Below are 16063 nucleotides of genomic sequence, written 5' to 3'. Positions count from 1 at the left end.
TAAATTCTCTGATTGGAGTCGCTTTTTTCATGGATCTACGCTCGCTGCGCTACTTCGTCGAAACGGTGAGGCTGAACAGCTTTACCCAGGCGGCGGAGAAGCTGAACGTCACCCAGTCCACCATCAGCAAGATGGTGCGCCAGCTGGAACAGGAAGTCGGAACGGAACTGCTGCTGCGCAGCGGCCGCCAGCTACACCTCACCGATACCGGGCGCGTGGTGTTTGCACGGGGCGAGGAAATGCTGGCCGCCATGCAGCAGCTGACCATGGAAGTGGCCGACCTGCAGGCCGCACAGAGCGGCCACCTGACGGTAGGCATACCGCCCATGATCAACCTGCTGTTCACACCCGTGCTGAAGGCTTTCCGCAAGCGCCACCCCGGCATCAGCCTGACACTCAAGGAAGATGCCGGGCAGGCACTGGAACGGCAGGTGGCCAGCGGCGAGCTGGAAATCGGCATGACGGTGCTGCCGGCCGATCCGCAACTAGGTTTGCAGACAGCGCCCATCGTCAGCTATCCGATCTGGGCGCTGGCAGCACGCGGCACCTTCCCCAAGCAGCGCAGCACGCTCAAGCTGAAGGCGCTGGCGACGCTGCCGCTGGTGATGCTGACCGATGATTTCGCGCTGACGCGCAGCCTGCGCCACGCCTTTGCGCAGGCCGGCATTGCGCCGGAGATCGCGGCGCAGAGCGGCCAGTGGGACTGGCTGGTAGCGATGGCGTCCGCCGGCATGGGTGTGGCGCTGCTGCCGGAACCACTGATACACCGGCTGGCCATCGGCCAGCTCGATCGCTTGAAACTGGTGGAACCGGAACTGCAATGGCAGGCCGCGCACGTATGGCGCGGCCCCTACCTGTCGCACGCGGCACGCGCGTGGCTGGAAGTGTGCAACGAGGTGCTGGGCACGGGAGCGTAACCGTTACAGCACCACGCCGCGCGCCTTGAGCGCGGCGCGCACGCCGGCACCGTAGGCTGGATCGGCCTGATCGAACTGGGCCAGCTGGCGCGCGATAATTTCGCTGCTGACCTGACTCAGTGGGCCAGCCAGATTATCGAACAGGTTCTGCTGCGCCTGCGGCGACATCAGACGGAACAGATTACCGGCCTGGGTGTAATCGTCTTCCTGCCCGCGCCCATCGTAGCGCCCTGCTGCTCCCGTCAGTTCCAGCGCAGGCTCGCCGTGGCCCATGCCCTGCGGCGCACTGCCTGCCGCTGCCACCGTGTCGTAGTTCTGCGCTGCGCCGCCATTGTGGATCGCCATCGCACCATCGCGCTGCTGGTTATGGAACGGGCAGCGCGGCGCATTCACCGGCAGGTGCTGGTGATTGGTGCCCACGCGGTACAGTTGCGCATCGTGGTAGGCGAACAGACGTGCCTGCAGCATCTTGTCCGGCGAGTAGCCCATGCCGGGCACAATGTTCGCTGGCGACAGCGCGGCCTGTTCCACTTCCGCGTGGTAGTTGAGCGGATTGCGGTTCAGCTCCATCACGCCCACGGGAATCAGCGGGAAGTCCTTGTGCGGCCACACCTTGGTCAGATCAAACGGATTCCAGCCCGTGCGCTGTTCCCATGCTGCCAGTTCGGCCGCCGTTGCTACCTGCAGCTTCACGTCCCACTGCGGGAAGTTACCGGCTGCTATGGCACCGAACAGATCGCGCTGGGCGTAATCGGGATCCGTACCGGCGATGCGCGTGGCTTCGGCCGCCGACAGATTCCTGATGCCCTGACGGCTCTTCAGGTGCCACTTCACGTACACGCGCTCGCCCGCATCGTTAATCAGGCTGAAAGTGTGGCTGCCGAATCCGTCCATGTGGCGGTAGCCATCGGGTGTGCCGCGATCGGAGAACAGCATGGTGACCTGATGCAGGCTTTCCGGCGCCTTGCTCCAGAAGTCGAACATCATGGTAGGCGACTTCAGATTGGTCTGCGGGCAGCGCTTCTGGGTATGCACGAAGTCGGGGAACTTGATGCCGTCCTTAATGAAGAACATAGGCGTGTTGTTACCGACCAGATCCCAGTTGCCCTGCGCCGTGTAGAAGCGCACTGCGAAGCCGCGCGGATCGCGCTCGGTATCGGCGCTGCCGCGCTCACCGCCTACAGTGGAGAAGCGCACAAACACATCGGTCTTCTGGCCGATCGCGGAGAACAGCTCGGCCTTGGTGTAGCGGCGGATATCGTGCGTCACGGTGAACGTGCCGTAAGCACCCGAACCTTTGGCGTGCACCACGCGCTCAGGGATGCGCTCGCGGTTGAAATGCTGGAGCTTTTCGATCAGGTGGAAGTCCTGCAGCAGTACCGGGCCACGTGGGCCGGCAGTCAAAGAATTCTGGTTATCGGCAACAGGGATACCGGAAGCGGTGGTGATGGCGGTATTAATCATTTCTATTACTCCTTGTTGTTTGATAGTGAAATCATTTTAAACAAGGCTGATCTATTATAAAAACCAATTATATTTATCAGTTCAATAGTCAATAACAATGATTACAAATGAAAAAAGGGCAGCCTCAGGCTGCCCTTGTCTGCGCACGGTAGCGGTTTAAGCTTCTTTGATGCGCTTGGCGATGTGGGCCAGTGCGGCCTCCACCTGATCCACCAGTATCAGGCACAGGTCACCCGGCTGCAGACGCGCCAGTGCCGTATCGATGGCGAGGAACTCGCCGAAGATTTCCTGAATATGGCTGGTACGCGGTGCGTTGTTCAGGCCCGAGCGCAGCAGCGCTACCACTTCACCATCACCACGGCCACGCTGGCAGGCGTCTTCGTACAGAATCACATCGTCGAAAGCACGGCCGAGAATCTCGGTCTGCTGGCGGATATCTTCGTCACGACGGTCGCCCGCGCCCGAAATCACCACACCACGGCGTTTGGCCGGCATGGTTTCCACCGCCTGCACCAGCGCCAGAATCGCATCCGGATTGTGGCCATAGTCCGCGATCAGCGTCGCGCCCTTGTAGTCGAACACATTGAAGCGGCCCGGCGCATTATGGGAATCGTTGGCGAAGGTTTTCAGACCCAGACGGATCGCATCCCAGCTAATGCCCACGCCCCATGCTGCCGCCACCGATGCCATCACGTTCTCGACCTGGAAGCCGATGGTACCGTTGCGGGTAATCGGCACGTCGCTCAGCGCAATGCGGTGCTGCTGCTGGCCTTCTGCTGCCACGATATGGCCATCGTCCACGTACACGGTACGGCTGCCCTGTGCCAGATGGGTGGCGATCACAGGATGGCCGCGCTCGGCGCCGAAGAAGATCACCTTGCCACGGCAGTTAGCCGCCATGCCCGCCACGATAGGATCAATGGCGTTGAGTACAGCGTAACCGCTCTCGCCCACATTCTGGACGATCACGCGTTTGAGCACAGCCAGATCTTCCACCGTGGTGATGTAGTTCAAGCCGAGATGGTCGCCACTACCGATGTTGGTGACCACCGCCACCTGACAACGGTCGTAGGCCAGACCTTCACGCAGCACACCGCCGCGTGCCGTTTCGAACACGGCCGCATCCACATCTGGGTGCAGCAGCACGTTACGGGCGCTGCGCGGACCGCTGCAATCGCCGCTATCGGTCTGGCGGCCTTCGATGTACACGCCGTCCGTATTGGTCATACCGGTACGCAAACCGCTAGCGGTCAGCAGGTGGGCAATCAGACGCACGGTGGTGGTCTTGCCGTTGGTGCCGGTGACGGCTACCACGGGAATACGACCATTGTCGCCCGGTGCAAACATGGTGTTGACGATGGCTTCGCCAACCGCACGGCCTTTGCCGAACGAAGGCGCAATGTGCATACGCAGACCCGGCGCGGCATTCACTTCCACCACGCCGCCGCGCTGGTTTTCGATCGGTTGCAGCACGCTCTCGCATACTACGTCCACGCCGCAGATATCCAGACCGATCATCTGCGCTGCTTCCACCGCGCGGGCGGCCACTTCCGGATGCACATCGTCCGTCACATCGGTGGCGCTGCCACCGGTGGACAGGTTGGCATTGTTACGCAGAATCACGCGCTGGCCTTTGGCCGGTACCGAATCCGCTTCCAGATCCTGCAGCGCCAGACGGGCCAGTGCGATATCGTCGAAACGGATCTTGGTCAGCGAAGTCGAGTGACCGCTACCGCGACGCGGATCGGCATTGACGATGTTGACCAGTTCGCGCACCGTGTGCACGCCATCGCCCACCACTTGCGGCGGATCGCGGCGGGCCGCTGCCACCAGCTTGTTACCGATCACCAGCAGACGGAAATCGTGGCCCGGCAGATAACGCTCGACCATGATGTCGTCGCGGAATTCGCGCGCCGTGTGGAAGGCTTTTTCCAGATGCTCCTTGGTCATCACGTTGACCGTGACACCCTTGCCCTGATTGCCGTCCTTCGGTTTCACCACCACCGGCAGGCCGATTTCCAGCGCTGCCGCCCAGGCGTCTTCCGCATCTTCCGCCGTGCGGCCGATAGGCACCGGCACGCCGGCTGCATGCAGCAGCTTCTTGGTGAGTTCCTTGTCCTGCGCAATCGCTTCGCCGATCGCGCTGGTGGTGTCCGTTTCGGCGGCCTGTATGCGGCGCTGGCGCGAGCCCCAGCCAAACATCACCATGCTGCCTTCGGTCAGACGGCGGAACGGAATGTCGCGTGCCACTGCAGCGCTGACAATCGCGCCCGTGCTCGGGCCCAGACGCACGTCTTCATCAAGTTCGGCCAGTTCGGCCAGTGCGCCTTTCAGATCGAAGGGCGTATCGGCCAGTGCGGCATTGATCAGGTTTTCCGCCAGCGTCATGGCCAGACGGCCTACCGCTTCTTCGCTGTACTCCACCACGGTCTGGTAGATGCCGTCTTCCAGCGTGGCCGTGGTACGGCTGAAGGTGACAGGGCAGCCAGCCTGCGCCTGCAGGCTCAGGGCCGCCACTTCCAGCACGCGCGCCATGGGCACATCGCCGGAATGGCCGGTCGGCTGCAGTGCACCGATGGCAGGGAAGCGCGCATGCAGGCGCTGTTCGAAACCGGGAATGCCGGCAATCGAACGCTCTTCAGGCGGGCACGAAACAATAACCTCCACCGCAGTGTGGTGGCTCCAGAGATTCGGGCCGCGAAGGGCGCGGGTACGGATGACTTCCATAAATCTGTGTGTTCTCTCAGTGATGTGTTTTTTTCGGGGTCGCCTCGAAGGTGCGCAGACCGGCGCCGATCAGATCCGGCGTCAGGCCCAGCGCCCATGCGGCAGCAATCGCGGCCAGCACGGCTTCCGGCGGTACCAGCGGCGACAGCGGCAGCGTTGCCACGTCCACACTGCCCTCGCCCAGCACGATGCGGTCGGCACGCTGGAACACCACGCGGCCAGCTTCCTGACGATGGGCAGCGATGGCGGCCAGATGCTCGTCCACGCCGTAGAAAATCACTGCACCGTCGCACAGTTCGGCCATTTCGACCACCTGTTCGTCGGCGGCATTCAGCACCGCAGCGCCGCTAGGCAGGATCACATCGACCTGCGTGCGCAGCACGTTGTACAGCTTGTCGGCGCTATCGATATAGAAATCGCCGACATCTTCAAAATCGCTAACGTCGGTCACCACACCCACGGCGCACTTGTCGTAGGCCAGACCTTCGCTCAGGATCATGCGGGCGCTGGCTTCGAACACGCCCGCTTCCACGCTCTTGTTGAGCAGCATGCGCTCGCCCGTTTCCCAGTCCGTCAGACCATCACGCGGCAGCAAGCGGCCGTTGACGAACAGGCCATCGGCACAGCTCAGGCCCGTCTTCTTGCCGCTGATCTGCAGCAGCCACGCGACGATGCGCGCCGTCATGGTGGTGCCGTGCTTGCCGGCGATGCCGACGATAGGCATACGGCCATCAAGTTCCGGTGCAAACAGGTGATCGACGATGGCTTCGCCCACATTGCGCGGTTCGCCCACGGCAGGCTTGAGGTGGGCCAGCAGGCCCGGGCTGGCATTGACTTCGATAATCGCGCCGCCCTGCTCTTCCAGCGGACGGGTGATGTCGCTGGCCACCAGATCGATGCCGGCGATATCAAGGCCGACTACACGAGCGGCCAGCGCGGCCATGGCCGCCACTTGCGGGTGCACTTTGTCGGTCACGTCGATCGCCACATTGCCGTTAGGCTGGATCAGCACTTTGAAGCCGGCCGCCGGTACCGATTGCACGGTCAGATTCTGGCGTTCCAGTTCCAGCAGGATTTCCGGGCTCTTTTCCGGCGTGACCAGTCCCAGCGGGTGGTCTTCCGTTTCGCCACGGCGCGGATCGATGTTGATCTGCAGGTTGCACAGTTCGACGATATTCGATTTGCCATCGCCCGTCACCCACAGCGATTCGCCGGCGGCTGCCGCCACCATGCGTTTGCCCACCACCAGCAGGCGATGTTCGTCGCCGGGAATGAAGCGCTCGACGATGACGTTCTTGCTACCGCCGCGCAGCGCTGCCACATCGTAGGCAGCAGCCACTTCTTCCGGCGTGTTCAGGTTGAGCGAAACGCCACGGCCATGATTGCCATCGTAGGGCTTCACTGCCACCGGCATGCCGATGTCCTTGGCCGCTTCGGCGGCCGCTTCGCGATTGGTGACCAGTTCGCCTTCCGGTACGGGCACGCCGCACGAGGACAGCAGCGACTTGGTCAGGTCCTTGTCGCTGGCAATGCCTTCGGCAATCGCGCTGGTGTCTTCCGTTTCAGCAGTCCAGATGCGGCGCTGACGTGCGCCATGGCCCAGCTGTACCAGATTGCCGTCGGTCAGACGGATGAACGGAATCTTGCGCACACCGGCAGCATCGACGATATTGCCCGTGCTCGGGCCCAGGCACAGACGCTCGACCATATCGGTCAGCTCGGCCACGGTGGCATCGACGTCGTACGGACGGTCTTCGATCATCGCCATCAGCAGGTCGCGGCCAGCGGCCAGCGCGGCGCGGCCCACACGTTCCTGACGGGTGCGGAAAGCCATCTTGTACAGGCCCGTATCTTCACCGATCTGGCGGGTTTTGCCGAAGCCGGTTTTCATGCCGGCCAGATTCTGCAGCTCCAGCACCACGTGCTCGAGGATGTGGCCAGCATACGTGCCGTCACGCAGACGCTCGAGGAAACCGCCATGCTCGCCCACACCGCAACGGTGCACGATCAGACCCGGCAGGATCGCCGTCAGGCGCTCATACAGACCGGGGAGCAGATTCGAGGGGAAGTTTTCCAGTTCACCGATATCGAGCCAGGCTTCAATCACCGGGCGATAGGTCCAGATATTCGGTCCGCGCAGATACGTCACGCGCAGAATGTCGATGTCTTTCTTCTTGATCATGTTTCTATTCTTGTGTCTTTGTTATCAGCCGTGGCCTACCCGCGCCGTATTTTAACCCCTGAACTACTGCTTGCTGCCAAATAGCATTTGGTTGTACCTGTGGCTTCGATCAAGTTCATCAAGCTGTTCCGGCGTTTATGTCTGTGCGTTATACTTGCCGCCAGCACAAAACACCGGTATTTCCTTGTTTTCCGTCAAAACTGTTACAAGTGACAGAATACCGTAAATACGCACTTATATCAGCCGCAACTGCTTGCTGGCAGAGTGAATATTTTGCCCAGGCCCGCCCTTTTCCCATCCGGAGTACGCTGCACAATGACAACTGAACAACTTTCCTCCGCCGCTAGCGCTAGCGAACTGCCCGAGCGCTGGCGTTCCGAGATACAGGCACAACTTTCCAAAGGGGAAAACGTTGTAAGTGCCCTGGAGGTTGACCTGGATGCGCAACTTCGTTTCGCGAAAGGTGTGCTGGTACTCACCGAGCAGCGCTTGCTGGCGCGCGCACCGGGGGAAGAGAAATGGCAACATTGGCATTTCACTAAAGCGCTGCGCCTGCAGCATCACGACCATGCGGGCGTCGGCCACATCGAACTGTTCAACGAAGCCGGCCGCCTCGGTGCATGGCGCTTCACGCTGGGCCAGAACCTGCAAGCCATCCGTCTGGTCGAACAGTTCGAAGCCCACCTCGATAGCCACGCCACCGGCCTGCCAGTGGTGCGCGAAGAGGCCAACGTCTGCCCTAGCTGCAAGGCGCCGCTCGAGCCGGAACAGGAAGAATGCCCGATCTGCACCAAGGTGGTGTACACACCGCCATCGACGTGGACGCTGTTCCGCCTGTGGCGTTTCGCCAGCCCGTATCGCTGGCAACTGGCACTGGGCTTCACGCTGATGCTGCTCAGTACCAGCGCGCACATGATTCCGCCCTACCTCACCCGTCCGCTGATGGACAATGTGCTGATCCCTTACCAGAACGGCCAGCCCGTCGATACCAATCTGGTCACGCTGTACATGAGCGGCCTGCTCGGTTCGGCCATCCTCGCGTGGATACTGGGCTGGGGTAAAACCTATGTGCTGGCACTGGTGTCGGAGCGCATAGGCGCTGACCTGCGCACCACCACTTACGAACACCTGCTCAAGCTGTCGCTGGAATACTTCGGCGGCAAACGTACGGGCGATCTGATGTCGCGCATCGGCAGCGAGAGTGACCGTATCTGCGTGTTCCTGTCCCTGCACCTGCTGGACTTCGCTTCCGACTGCCTGATGATCATCATGACGGGCGTGATCCTGTTCACCATCGATCCGTGGATGGCCGCAATTACGCTGCTGCCGCTGCCCTTCATTGCGTGGATCATCCATGTGGTGCGTGACCGTCTGCGCACAGGCTTCGAGAAAATCGACCGCGTGTGGGGCGAAGTCACCAACGTGCTGGCCGATACCATCCCCGGCATCCGCGTGGTGAAAGCCTTTGCACAGGAAGACCGCGAAGCCAACCGCTTCCGCACTGCCAACAAGCACAATCTGGCCGTCAACGATAAGCTCAACAAGATCTGGTCGCTGTTCTCGCCTACCGTCTCCTTCCTGACCGAGATCGGCCTGCTGGTGATCTGGGTGTTCGGCATCTATCAGGTGTCCAAAGGCCATATCACTGTCGGTGTACTGAGCCTGTTCATTTCGTATTCGAGCCGCTTCTATGGCCGTCTCGACTCGATGAGCCGCATCGTCTCCGTCACGCAGAAATCGGCTTCGGCGGCCAAGCGTATCTTCGACATTCTCGACCACGTATCCTCGGTGCCGGAACCGGCCAGTCCGGTCAAGCTGGCCAAGGTAGAAGGCAATATCACCCTGCGTGAAGTGGGCTTCCGCTACGGTAACCGCGCCGTCAACCGCAGCATCAATCTGAACATCAAGGCGGGCGAAATGGTCGGTCTGGTGGGTCACTCCGGTTCCGGCAAATCCACGCTGGTCAACCTGATCTGCCGCTTCTACGATGTGGCCGAAGGCGCCATCATGCTCGATGGTGTAGACATCCGCTCGTTCGCCGTGTCGGACTACCGCCGCAACATCGGCCTGGTGCTGCAGGAGCCCTTCCTGTTCTTCGGCACCATTGCCGAGAATCTGGCCTATGGCAAACCGGACGCCACCCGTGCCGAGATCATCGCCGCAGCGCGCGCCGCGCATGCGCACGAATTCATTCTGCGTCTGCCGCAGGGCTATGACTCGATGGTGGGCGAACGTGGTCAGGGCCTGTCCGGCGGTGAGCGCCAGCGTATCTCGATTGCCCGCGCCCTGCTGATCGATCCGAAGATTCTGATCCTCGACGAAGCAACGGCATCGGTAGACTCGGAAACGGAAAAAGAAATCCAGCGCGCGCTGGAGAATCTGGTACAGGGCCGCACCACCATCGCGATTGCGCACCGCCTGTCCACGCTGCAGAAGGCCGACCGCCTGATCGTGCTCGATCGCGGCGAAGTGGTGGAGGAAGGCCCGCACGACGAGCTGATGGCACTGGAAGGCGCCTACTACCGCCTGTATCAGGCGCAGGCACGCAACGCCGCCACCCTGGCCGAAGAATAAGCAGAGAACCGACTCATGACGACACAATTCAAACTGACGCGCAACGCCTACGGCAAGCTGATACTGACCACGCCGGAAGGCGATGTGCATGAAGGCGTAGCGCCCGTGCGCGCCTTTCCGGTGCAGGCGCCGGAAGATGGCATCTCGCTGGTCAATACGGACGGCAAGGAAGTGGGCTGGATAGACCGCATCGAAGACCTCGATGCACAGGCGGGCGCACTGGTGCGCGAAGAACTGGCCGGCCGCGAGTTCATGCCGGAGATCAGCCGCATCCACAACGTTACCAGCTATGCCACGCCGTGCACGTGGACGGTGACGACGGATCGCGGCGAAACGGAGTTCGTGCTGCGCGGCGAAGAAGATATCCGCCGCCTGACCGTGGATACGCTCTTGATCTCGGACATACACGGCATCCACTTCCTCGTGCGCGATCTGCGCGAGCTGGATAAGCACAGCAAGAAAATCCTCGACCGCTTCCTGTAGGCCGCCACAAATAGCAACGGGGTCAGGCAGTACACGGGGCGCAATGCCCGCTTGTCCTGTCTGACCCCGTTTTTTTTATGCGCGCAGATCTAGCGGAAGGCTTTGACCAGCGTTTCCAGTTTCACTTTCAGCGACTTGTCGTAGTGGCTCACTGGCGGCACGGTGCGTTTCACGTTCAGCAGTTCATACACGGCCATCTGCGCCGCACGCACCGAGTACTCCACCGTGAACACCACATCTTCCGGTATCTCGACAAACTGGCTGACGAAGGCCAGATTGCGCGAGTTGGTCGGCACGGGCAGCGGACGGTCGCTCTTGAAGCGCGGCATGAACATGCTGGTGATGTAAGGCATACGGCAAGGGATGCAGTTAGCCTTTTCCATGATCTGCATATCGAAGTTCAGGTGGCCGCACAGCTCGCGCAGGATTTCTTCGCCTGTGCAATCGGCCATAGGCTTGGCGACGAAGTTGCCGACGCGATCAGGATGCAGGGCATAGCCCCAGAATACCTGCACGCCTTCCGGCTGGCCGGCAAAGTGCGGCTGGTGCGCCAGTACAACCGACATCAGCCAGTTGGAATCCTTGAACGTGACCAGCCCGCCCGTGCCATCGGTGTTGCCGGTGAACTGCTCCATCTTGTCGAAGAAGGCCGGGTCTTTCAGCGTCACGGTGAACGACTCCCACCACGATTCGGGAATGCTGGTATTGAACGCAGCAGGGTTGCCGAACTGGGGACGATCCACTGCCAGCTTCTCCCACAGCGCCCAGCCCTGACTGTCGCGCTTATCGAATTTCGGCGGAGCGCTGTGCATGTTGCCGAAGCTCGATGCGTCCGTCATCGAACCGTTCTGGAAGAACACCAGATCCTGCGGGCGCACTTCGATGGTTTCAGCCACACCATCACGGCTGCAGCGCAGACGCTCGACGATGGTATTGCCGCCATCTTCATCCAGTTCGATGTCTTCCACCTTGCAGTTGTGGACCACGCGTACGCCCTGCTCCTGCAGCCAGTGCTGCAGCGGACGCACCAGCGAATCGTACTGGTTGTACACCGTGCGTTTCACACCGGCCAGCGTTTCGATGCGCGAGAACTCCATCATGAAGCGATGCAGATAGCGCTTGAATTCCACCGCGCTATGCCATGGCTGGAAAGCGAAAGTAGTGGCCCACATATACCAGAATTTGGTATCGAAAAATTCCGGCGAGAGCCAGTCCGTAATCGCAGTATTGCCCAGCTTTTCTTCGTCCGCTTCGGCCAGCGCCATCAGCTCGGCGCGTTCGTGCATATTGAATCCCATCGACGACACATTCAGGCGGAAGCGGTTGCGATCCACCAGTCGCGCTTTCGAGTGCGATTTGTGCATCTCGTTGAAAGCGATGGTTTCGTCGTACACGGTCTTGCCCACGTGCTCCAGCGAAGGGATGCTCTTGAACAGATCCCAGGTGCATTCGTAGTTATCGGTGGTGAGCATGCGGCCGCCGCGCAGGGTGTAGCCGGTTTCCGCATTGCCGCCGCCATCCAGACTGCCGCCCGATAATGGCGAGGCTTCGAATATGGTGATATCGCTGCCCGCCACACCGGCGTCGCGGATCATAAAGGCTGCTGCGGCGAGGTTACCGATACCGCCACCGACCAGATATGCTTTGATGGAATCACTCATGTCACTGCCCTCTTTTACATAGAAATTCATGGAATAGAGTGCCATGATAGTGCGCTGCACAAGACAAAAATGGGAGGCCGCACTCTAAAGCACGGTTTCCATGCGCCAGATCAAAAAATCAAAACAATAGAAGGCGTCGCAAAAAGAAAACGGGGGCAGGCCGCTTGCGCGCACCTCCCCCCGTTCGGGCCATACCAAAGCCCTTGTTACTCTTCCGTGTACATATTCGCGTACTTCAGACCGAAATACAGGATGAAGGTGTAGCAGGCTGCCGGTACAAAGAAGGAGGTTTGCAGGCTGATGCTGTCGGCCAGCAGGCCCTGTGCAAACGGCACCAGCGCGCCGCCGACGATGGCCATGCACAGCAGGCCGGAACCCTGCCCCGTCAGCGGGCCCAGTTTGTTCAGCGCCATCGAGAAAATGGTCGGGAACATGATGGAGTTGAACAGGCCCACGGCCAGCATGGCCCACATGGCCACATGGCCGCTGCCGAATATGCCCAGCAGGACCAGCGCAATCACCGCCGCTGCATTGAAGGCCAGCGCCTTGCCGGGGCTGATGTAGCGCATGGCGGCAAAGCCGATGAAGCGGCCCACCATGGCGCCACCCCAGTAGTAGCTGACGAAAGGCGCAGCATCGGCGGCGGACAGGCCCGCCACCTTGGCATCGCCGAGGAAGTTGATCAGGAAGCTGCCGATGCTGACTTCACCGCCCACGTAGAGGAAGATGGCGAGCGCGCCCAGCACCAGATGGCGCTGCTGCAGCACTTGCGACCAGCCGCCCGTGCTGGCCTGTTCGCCATCGACAATCTTGGGCAGACGGGCCATGGCAAACAGCACGGCCAGCAGCAGCAAGGCAGCCGCCAGCGCCAGATACGGCCCCTGTACGGCAGCAGCCTGCGACGCATGGTAGGCCGCCAGCTGCTCGCTGCTCTGTTTGGCCAGATCTTCCGCACTCAGTACGCCGCCCGCCAGTATCAGCATGCCACCCAGCGTAGGCGCCACGGTAGTGCCCAGCGAGTTGAAGGCCTGCGTTAACGTCAAACGGCTCGACGCCGTCTGCGGGTCACCCAGTACCGTCACATAAGGATTGGCCGCCACCTGCAGGATGGTGATGCCACCGGCCAGCACGAAGAAGGCAATCAGGAACAGCGTGTAGCCGCTGGTGGCGGCCGGATAGAACAGCGCGCAACCGGCAGCGGCAATGGTCAGCCCCGCTACCGCCCCATGCTGATAGCCTATCTTCTTGATCAGCATACCGGCCGGTATGGAGACGATGAAGTAGGCGCCGAAGAAGCAGAACTGCACCAGCATGGCCTGCACATAGCTCAGCGTGTAGACGGCTTTCAGGTGCGGGATCAGCACGTCGTTGAGCGACGTGAGCAGGCCCCACATGAAGAACAGGATGGTGACGATGACGAGCGGGCCGGTATTGCTGGCTCCCTGCGCCATCTCGCCGCGTAGCGGCATGCTAGAGGAATGGTGTTCCATGATTCTGTAGTCTCCGTCTGTTTATTTGAAGTCGCTGCACTTGAGCGCATCGGCATCTTTGGCAGCGCCGCCGACGATCTGCACATTGGCGAAGCTGGCGCTGAAGGTAGCATCAGCGGCCACGCTGAACGGCACGCTAATGGCCGACAATGCCGCACCACGGGCGCTGAAGCAGGCCAGCGGCATTTTCACCGTCTGCTTTTCCTTGCCGGCCAGACGCTGGAAGATGGCGCTGGCATCGAGCTCGGTGCCATCCACACCCACCGCCACCTTGCCTTGCGGCGCAACGGCCACGATCACATCGAACTGCAGCGCGGCATCCTGACTGGCGTACACTGGCAGCGGCGCGGCTTTGGCAGCCTGCGCTTCCAGTTTGGCGGGGCCGCTCCAGGTCAGGCGCTTGGCATCCTGCTGGGTATTTACCTGTGCAGTTTCCACTTTCACGGTCGGCAGCTTGAACACAGCGTTCAGGTCTGCACCGAGCGCCACGCGCTGGCCTGCGCTGCTCACATACAGCGCATAGGTAGAACGGTCGGCCGGTGCGTAGATAGGCATGGCCGTGGTCTTGCCGCAACCGCCAGCCGGATAGCTGGTATCGAGCTGGGGTACGCTGGCCTTGCTGTGGTAGTTCAGACCATAGCCGAATTTGAACAGCGGATCGTACTTGGCATCGCCCACGTTGAGAGGCGACTGGCAGGCCGATTTCGGCCACGAGAACGACAGCTTGCCGCGGAAGTCAGTATTGACCCTGCCATCAGCTTTGCGGAACAGCACATCGGCCACGCCCTTGCCTTCGGTGCCGGGCAGCCATGCGGCCACAAAGCTGTCCGACAGATTCAGCAGGTCGTTCACATACATTGGACGGCCCGACATCAGCACCGTTACCACCGGCTTGCCCTTGCCTGCGACAGCCTGCAGCACAGCCAGATCTTCCGGATGGCGGCCGGACAGGCGCAGCGTACCGGACGGGCCGATATCGCCATCACCTTCCGCATACGGCGTCTCGCCGATCACGGCAATCACGGCATCGAACTGCGCCACATCGACACCGGCCGCGTTTTCGCTAAAGGTGACATTCGCCTTGCCCACAGCATCCTGTATGCCGGCGAGGATGCTGTCGCTGATCGGATAGTCGGAGTTCTTGTTGTCCGTACCCTGCCACGTCAGCGACCAGCCACCCGACTGGTTGGCCAGATTGTCGGCGCTCTTGCCCACTACCAGCACCTTCTTGCCGCGCGCCAGCGGCAGCACGCCGCCGTTATTCTTCAGCAGCACCAGCGATTCGCGCACGGCCTGACGGGCCAGCGCGCGCGCCTGCAGCGCTTCCTGCTTGCCGGCATAGGCATTCTGCGAAGGCTTCTTGCCATCGAACAGACCGGCGCGCAGCTTCACGCGCAGGATGCGGGTCACGGCATCATCGATGCGCGACATGGGAATCTGGCCCTTCTCCACCTGTGCGATGGTATTGGCGATAAAGGTTTTCCAGTGCTCGGGCACCATCACCATATCGACACCGGCATTGATCGAAGCGGGGCAGCTGTCGACCGTGCAGCCCGGCACTTCATCGATGGCATTCCAGTCGCTGACGATCAGACCATCAAAGCCCATTTTGGTTTTCAGCGCATCCGTCAGCAGGGCTTTACTGCCGTGCATCTTGCCGTAATCAACCCCGCCATCCACATCGTTCCAGCTATTGAAGGAGGCCATCACCGTCTGCACGCCGGCCTGCAGTGCCGGGTAGTAGCCCTGTGCATGGATGTTGATCATGTCCGCCTTGCTGGAACGGTTGACGCCGCGGTCCTTGCCTTCTGCCGTACCACCGTCGCCCACGAAGTGTTTGGCCGTGGCCACCACCGTGTTGTCGGCTTTCAGATCGCCCTGCAGACCCTGCACATAGGCTGCTGCATAGTCTTTGACGATGGCCGGATCTTCCGAGAAGCTTTCGTAGGTACGGCCCCAGCGATCATCACGCACCACGGCCAGCGTCGGCGCAAACACCCAGTCGATACCGGTGGCGCGCACGGCTTTGGCCACAGCCTGCGCCATTTCGCCGACCAGCTTTTTATCGCGCGCAGCGCCGAGGCCTATGTTGTGCGGGAACAGCGTGGCGCCATACATATTGCTATTGCCGTGCATCGCGTCTATGCCCCAGATCACGGGTACCTGCACCTTCATATCGGTGCTCATGGAAGCGTCGTAGTAGGCGTCGGCCAGCTTCACCCAGTCCGCTGCTGTCGCATACTTGTTCCCTTGCGGCCAGCTGCCGCCACCATTCAGCACGGAGCCGATGTAGTACTCGCGCACCTGCTCGGGCGTGATGAACTTGATTTCCGGCTGGGTGATCTGGCCCACTTTCTGCGCCAGCGTCATGCCGGCCACGATCTGCGCAATGCGTGCTTCCATCGCCTTGTCCTGCTTGACGGCGCTGGTGATGTGCGGCCAGTCCTTGAGCGGCGCACTCTGTGCCGCAGTCACGGTAGCGGTAACAGCGCCGGCGCTCAAAGCCAGCGTGGCGGCCAGTACGGCGCGGCGCATCAGGTAGTTGTGTGGAGTGGTCTTCATGGT

Annotated in this window: 9 protein-coding genes; 3 read left to right on the top strand and 6 right to left on the bottom strand. The window is 61.2% G+C overall.

The genetic code is table 11. The annotated features are described in order from the left end of the window. Window positions 1-29 precede the first annotated feature (29 nt). Entirely contained in the window at window positions 30-917 is an 888-nt protein-coding gene (locus GTP23_RS05105) for a LysR family transcriptional regulator (protein ID WP_161034130.1), read from the top strand. 3 nt (window positions 918-920) lie between these two features. On the opposite strand, the gene GTP23_RS05100 is transcribed toward GTP23_RS05105, so the two are convergent. From GTP23_RS05100 to GTP23_RS05090, 3 genes are all read right to left on the bottom strand, one after another. After that, a complete protein-coding gene (locus GTP23_RS05100; RefSeq protein WP_161034129.1) occupies window positions 921-2381 on the bottom strand; it encodes a catalase in 1461 nt (486 codons plus the stop codon). Between the two features lie 156 nt (window positions 2382-2537). Further along, the gene (gene cphA / locus GTP23_RS05095) at window positions 2538-5108 is read right to left on the bottom strand and encodes a cyanophycin synthetase (protein ID WP_155433452.1); all 2571 of its coding nucleotides are present in this window, start codon (window positions 5106-5108) and stop codon (window positions 2538-2540) included. 16 nt (window positions 5109-5124) lie between these two features. Beyond that, window positions 5125-7290: a cyanophycin synthetase gene (locus GTP23_RS05090; RefSeq protein ID WP_161034128.1), complete on the bottom strand. Its 2166-nt coding sequence runs from the start codon at window positions 7288-7290 to the stop codon at window positions 5125-5127. A 315-nt stretch (window positions 7291-7605) separates the two neighbouring features. On the opposite strand from GTP23_RS05090, the gene GTP23_RS05085 reads away from it, so the two are divergent. Together GTP23_RS05085 and GTP23_RS05080 are read left to right on the top strand one after the other, a co-directional pair. After that, window positions 7606-9864, top strand: a complete 2259-nt coding sequence (locus tag GTP23_RS05085; RefSeq protein WP_161034127.1) for a cyanophycin metabolism-associated ABC transporter — start codon at window positions 7606-7608, stop codon at window positions 9862-9864. A gap of 15 nt (window positions 9865-9879) precedes the next feature. Next, on the top strand, window positions 9880-10347 hold the full coding sequence (locus GTP23_RS05080) for a cyanophycin metabolism-associated DUF1854 family protein (protein WP_155433449.1): 468 nt from the start codon (window positions 9880-9882) through the stop codon (window positions 10345-10347). Window positions 10348-10436: 89 nt separating this feature from the next. Here the strand turns inward: GTP23_RS05080 and GTP23_RS05075 are convergent, their stop codons facing one another. From GTP23_RS05075 to GTP23_RS05065, 3 genes are all read right to left on the bottom strand, one after another. Then, on the bottom strand, window positions 10437-12008 hold the full coding sequence (locus GTP23_RS05075; RefSeq protein WP_161034126.1) for an oleate hydratase: 1572 nt from the start codon (window positions 12006-12008) through the stop codon (window positions 10437-10439). Between the two features lie 206 nt (window positions 12009-12214). Next, the gene (locus GTP23_RS05070) at window positions 12215-13498 is read right to left on the bottom strand and encodes a sugar MFS transporter (protein ID WP_161034125.1); all 1284 of its coding nucleotides are present in this window, start codon (window positions 13496-13498) and stop codon (window positions 12215-12217) included. Between the two features lie 21 nt (window positions 13499-13519). Then, a complete protein-coding gene (locus tag GTP23_RS05065; RefSeq protein WP_161034124.1) occupies window positions 13520-16060 on the bottom strand; it encodes a glycoside hydrolase family 3 protein in 2541 nt (846 codons plus the stop codon). Window positions 16061-16063 lie beyond the last annotated feature (3 nt).

Source organism: Duganella fentianensis (assembly GCF_009857835.1).
GTDB lineage: Bacteria > Pseudomonadota > Gammaproteobacteria > Burkholderiales > Burkholderiaceae_D > Rugamonas > Rugamonas fentianensis.
The sequence above is the reverse complement of the archived record's forward strand: the minus strand, read 5'-3'. Positions and strand labels throughout refer to the sequence as shown.

Bases quoted from the DNA above. Each gene is read 5' to 3' on its own strand.
- GTP23_RS05105 (WP_161034130.1), top strand. From the start codon at position 30: ATGGATCTACGCTCGCTGCGCTACTTCGTCGAAACGGTGAGGCTGAAC.
- GTP23_RS05100 (WP_161034129.1), bottom strand. From the start codon at position 2,381: ATGATTAATACCGCCATCACCACCGCTTCCGGTATCCCTGTTGCCGAT.
- cphA (WP_155433452.1), bottom strand. From the start codon at position 5,108: ATGGAAGTCATCCGTACCCGCGCCCTTCGCGGCCCGAATCTCTGGAGC.
- GTP23_RS05090 (WP_161034128.1), bottom strand. From the start codon at position 7,290: ATGATCAAGAAGAAAGACATCGACATTCTGCGCGTGACGTATCTGCGC.
- GTP23_RS05085 (WP_161034127.1), top strand. From the start codon at position 7,606: ATGACAACTGAACAACTTTCCTCCGCCGCTAGCGCTAGCGAACTGCCC.
- GTP23_RS05080 (WP_155433449.1), top strand. From the start codon at position 9,880: ATGACGACACAATTCAAACTGACGCGCAACGCCTACGGCAAGCTGATA.
- GTP23_RS05075 (WP_161034126.1), bottom strand. From the start codon at position 12,008: ATGAGTGATTCCATCAAAGCATATCTGGTCGGTGGCGGTATCGGTAAC.
- GTP23_RS05070 (WP_161034125.1), bottom strand. From the start codon at position 13,498: ATGGAACACCATTCCTCTAGCATGCCGCTACGCGGCGAGATGGCGCAG.
- GTP23_RS05065 (WP_161034124.1), bottom strand. From the start codon at position 16,060: ATGAAGACCACTCCACACAACTACCTGATGCGCCGCGCCGTACTGGCC.